This is a genomic window from Pseudomonas sp. HMWF021, from assembly GCF_003061005.1.
In the GTDB taxonomy this organism is placed as follows: domain Bacteria; phylum Pseudomonadota; class Gammaproteobacteria; order Pseudomonadales; family Pseudomonadaceae; genus Aquipseudomonas.
Genome location: NZ_QAIK01000005.1, coordinates 1 through 4,224, shown reverse-complemented (window position 1 = coordinate 4,224; position 4,224 = coordinate 1). Strand labels below are relative to the sequence as shown.

Here is a 4,224-nt window from a genome sequence, read left to right as displayed (position 1 = left end):
GCAACTCTCATCAGCAAACTGGCTACCGTCAATTTGCAGACGTCCTACGGAAATTTCTGAAATGGAAAAATTGCGTTACGCGTCGTAAAGAAATATTTACGAAAAGCACGGCAAAACCTCGTGGAATCACTGACCTTCCGAACGTGTAAGGAAAACCTGCCGAAGCCCGGCTCCATCGGTCTGTTGCAAGGCTCTGGCGCGCTTGTTTCAGCGTCGTTTGAAGGGTGAGATGCGCTCCATGCCTGTCGTGCAGGTGCATAACAAGAAGGAGGCGCAATGAACGCCGCAATCCGCTTTTTCCTCCCCTCGATGGACGGATTTTCGATCGTCCTCGCCGATGGCCTGCAAAGGCCTGACTCAATTTTTGCAGCCGCCCGGGCCTCCCGAGGCGGACACACGCAATCCCGGCAACCGCCACGCTGATCCAGCGGGGTCTGGCAGCAGGGGGTTAGCGGTGTACAATGCGCCGCGTTTTAACTGTGACCCTCTGCGTAATCGCGCAAACCTCAAGGCTTATCCGTCTTGTTCACTCCGTCGCGCCACGAGCGTGCCGGGTTCGATTTCGTCACAGATAAAAACAAACAGGTGACGCATGACCGTTGTAAGAAAGCTGAATTCCTGGTGCTTGCGCTGGGGTTTGATCAGGGCTGTGAAATCGCAACCTTGCAGCAACGTCTACTGAACATCATCAAACCTTGCGTGAGACCTTTTTCATGAGTGGACAACCCTCGCAATCAGGCGAGCTGAAACGCGGCCTGAAAAATCGCCACATTCAACTGATCGCCCTCGGTGGCGCGATCGGTACCGGATTGTTTCTCGGCTCGGCCGGGGTCCTGAAATCCGCCGGCCCTTCGATGATCCTCGGCTACGCGATCTGTGGCTTCATCGCCTTCATGATCATGCGCCAGCTCGGCGAGATGATCGTCGAAGAGCCGGTGGCCGGCTCCTTCAGCCATTTCGCGCACAAGTACTGGGGCGGCTTCGCCGGTTTCCTGTCGGGCTGGAACTGCTGGATTCTGTACATTCTGGTCGGCATGTCGGAGCTGACTGCAGTCGGCAAATACATCCATTACTGGGCGCCGGACATCCCGACCTGGGTCACCGCCGCGGCATTCTTCGTGCTGATCAACGCGATCAACCTGGCCAACGTCAAAGTCTTCGGTGAAGCCGAATTCTGGTTCGCGATCATCAAGGTCGTGGCGATCGTCGGCATGATCGCCCTGGGCAGCTACCTGCTGGTCAGCGGCAATGGCGGCCCTCAGGCCTCGGTCAGCAACCTGTGGTCGCACGGCGGGTTCTTCCCCAACGGCGTCAGCGGTCTGGTGATGGCCATGGCGATCATCATGTTCTCCTTCGGCGGTCTGGAAATGCTCGGTTTCACCGCCGCAGAAGCCGACAAGCCGAAAACCGTGATCCCGAAAGCGATCAACCAGGTGATCTACCGCATCCTGATTTTCTACATCGGTGCACTGGTGATCCTGCTGTCGTTGACCCCATGGGACAGCCTGCTGGCGACGCTCAATGCGTCCGGCGATTCGTACAGCGGCAGCCCGTTCGTGCAAGTGTTCTCGATGCTCGGCAGCAACACCGCTGCGCACATCCTCAACTTTGTGGTGTTGACTGCGGCGCTGTCGGTGTACAACAGCGGCACCTACTGCAACAGCCGCATGTTGCTGGGCATGGCCGAGCAGGGCGATGCGCCCAAAGGTCTGGCGAAGATCGACAAGCGCGGCGTGCCGGTGCGTTCGATCCTGGCTTCGGCTGCGGTCACGCTGGTGGCGGTGTTGCTCAACTACCTGATGCCGCAACAGGCGCTGGAGTTGCTGATGTCGCTGGTGGTGGCTACCCTGGTGATCAACTGGGCGATGATCAGCTTCTCGCACTTCAAGTTCCGTCAGCACATGAACAAGACGCAGCAGACGCCACTGTTCAAGGCGCTGTGGTATCCGTACGGCAACTACATCTGCCTGGCGTTCGTCGCGTTCATCCTTGGCGTGATGCTGTTGATTCCGGGCATCCAGATCTCGGTGTATGCGATTCCGGTGTGGGTCGTGTTCATGTGGGTCTGCTACGTGATCAAGAACAAGCGTGGGGCGCAGCAGGCGCTGCACGCGGCAACTGCTTCGAAGTAAGCGCTGAGGCAACAAACGACAAACCCGGCCAATGTGCCGGGTTTTTTATTGCCCCTGTAGGAGCTGCCGAAGGCTGCGATCTTTTGATCTGTTTCAAAGATCAAAAGATCGCAGCCTTCGGCAGCTCCTACAGGGTTGATGGCGTATCCTGCACCTTCTGAATACGGACACTTTTCCATGCTGGTGATTTCCAACAATGTGCATCTGCCGGATGCCGAGATCGAGCTGACGGCCATCCGTGCGCAAGGCGCGGGCGGGCAGAACGTCAACAAGGTCTCCAGCGCCGTGCACCTGCGCTTCGACATTCCGGCCTCGTCCTTGCCCGAGTTCTACAAGGAGCGCCTGCTGGCGCTGCGCGACAGCCGCATCACCAGCGACGGCGTGCTGATCATCAAGGCCCAGCAATACCGCACGCAGGAGGCCAACCGTGCCGATGCGCTGGAGCGTCTGGTCGAGCTGATCCTCAGCGCCACCAAAGTCGAGAAGAAGCGCCGCCCGACCAAGCCGACCCTCGGCTCGAAGAAGCGCCGGCTAGAATCCAAGACCAAGCGCGGCAGCATCAAGGCCGGGCGTGGCAAGGTGGATTTCTAGTCTTCGCGGTACTTCGCCGTGTGCTTGTACAGATACACGCTCAACGCCAGACCGCTCAGTGCAGCGAGGGCGGCGAACAGGAAGATCGAAGCAAAACCGAAACCCGACGCAATGGCCCCGGCCAACGGCCCGGTGATCCCCAGCGACAAGTCGATGAACAGCGAATAGGCGCCGACTGCTGCGCCTCGGCTGGAGGCCGGCACCAGGTTCACCGCTTCCACGCCCAGCGCCGGGAACACCAGCGAGAAGCCGAAACCGCTCAACGCCGCCCCGGCCAGCGCCCAATGCGCATCCGGTGCCAGCCACAGCAGCAACAGCCCAAGGGTTTCCACCGACAGGCAGGCAATCGCCACGCGAAAGCCGCCGAGACGGTTGATCAGGTTGCCGAACAGCAGCCGCGCGCCGATGAAGCTGGCGCCGAACAGGCTCAGGCACAGCACCGCGTTGTCCCAGTGCCGGGTGGCGTAATACAGGGTGATGAAGGTGGCGATGGTGCCGAAACCGATCGAACCCAAGGCCAGACCGCAGCCGTGGGGGAACACGCGACCCAGCACATGCATGAACGGCAAGCGCTCGCCGGCGACAATCGGCGCCGCGGTTTTCGGCCACGCCAGCAGCAGACCCAGCGCCGCCAGCAGGATGATGCTGACGCCCATGCTCCACAGTCCCAACTGGCCGACCAGCCACACGCCGAACGGCGCACCGACCGCCAGTGCGCCGTAACTGGCGATGCCGTTCCACGAGATGACTTTGGCGGTGTTCGCCGCGCCAACCCGGCCGATGCCCCAACCAATCGAGCCGGAGCCGACCAGACTTTCCGCGCTGCCCAGCACCAGCCGACCGATCAACAGGCTGATAAGGCTGAGCATCGGCAGGTTCGGTGTCCAGGCCGAAATCAGCATGAACACGCCGCTTAAGCCGCAACCGGCCAGCCCGATCATCACCGCGCGTTTACTGCCCTGGTTGTCGATGATCTTGCCGGCGTACGGGCGGCTGAGCAGGGTGGCGAGGTATTGCACGCTGATCACCAGCCCGGCGATCACCGCGCCAAAGCCCAGATCACTGTGGACGTAACCCGGCAGCACCGCGAGCGGAATGCCGATGTTCAGATAGCCGATAAAGGTGAAGAGAACGATAGAGACGACTTGCAGCGTGACCGCCAGGGGGCGCTGCGGTTCTGGCATAGAGGACGACATGGGTAACGATCCACGGCAAAGCAGGATTAGATAGGCTGCTTATGATACCGGCGCTAACGAGTCAGGGGCGGGGAAAAGTAAAACTATTTACCGGGCGCTGGCTTCAGGATTTGGCCGGAGCGACCAGTTGTGTGGTAACGAGGGCGGCAAGGGCGTTTTCTTCGCTGCCGAAACGGGCGAGCAGGGCGGCCTGTTTTTCCGGGGAGAGGCGCTGCCAGATCTCGATCATTTTCTCGGTGGCGCCGATCAGCACGGCGGCTTGGCTTTCAGAGAATTCGTCGGTCATGGCGGGCTCGGTTTCAGGC

At 60.3% G+C, this 4,224-nt stretch carries 5 protein-coding genes; 3 read left to right on the top strand and 2 right to left on the bottom strand.

The window, feature by feature from the left end:
• Positions 1-522 precede the first annotated feature (522 nt).
• The 3 genes from DBR18_RS28320 to arfB all read left to right on the top strand — a co-directional run bounded on the left by DBR18_RS28320 (position 523) and on the right by arfB (position 2,723).
• Entirely contained in the window at positions 523-717 is a 195-nt protein-coding gene (locus DBR18_RS28320; RefSeq protein WP_177482328.1) for a hypothetical protein, read from the top strand.
• Entirely contained in the window at positions 714-2,132 is a 1,419-nt protein-coding gene (locus tag DBR18_RS00365; protein ID WP_108588848.1) for an amino acid permease, read from the top strand. The genes DBR18_RS28320 and DBR18_RS00365 overlap by 4 nt, the downstream gene beginning before the upstream one ends.
• A 177-nt stretch (positions 2,133-2,309) precedes the next feature.
• On the top strand, positions 2,310-2,723 hold the full coding sequence (arfB, locus tag DBR18_RS00360) for an alternative ribosome rescue aminoacyl-tRNA hydrolase ArfB (protein ID WP_095050152.1): 414 nt from the start codon (positions 2,310-2,312) through the stop codon (positions 2,721-2,723).
• On the opposite strand, the gene DBR18_RS00355 is transcribed toward arfB, so the two are convergent.
• Complete coding sequence (locus tag DBR18_RS00355; protein WP_177325720.1) at positions 2,720-3,907, bottom strand: MFS transporter; 1,188 nt, start codon at positions 3,905-3,907, stop codon at positions 2,720-2,722. The two genes, arfB and DBR18_RS00355, sit on opposite strands and share 4 nt — an antisense overlap.
• 115 nt (positions 3,908-4,022) lie before the next feature.
• Positions 4,023-4,205: a hypothetical protein gene (locus DBR18_RS00350; protein WP_108588849.1), complete on the bottom strand. Its 183-nt coding sequence runs from the start codon at positions 4,203-4,205 to the stop codon at positions 4,023-4,025.
• Positions 4,206-4,224: the final 19 nt, after the last annotated feature.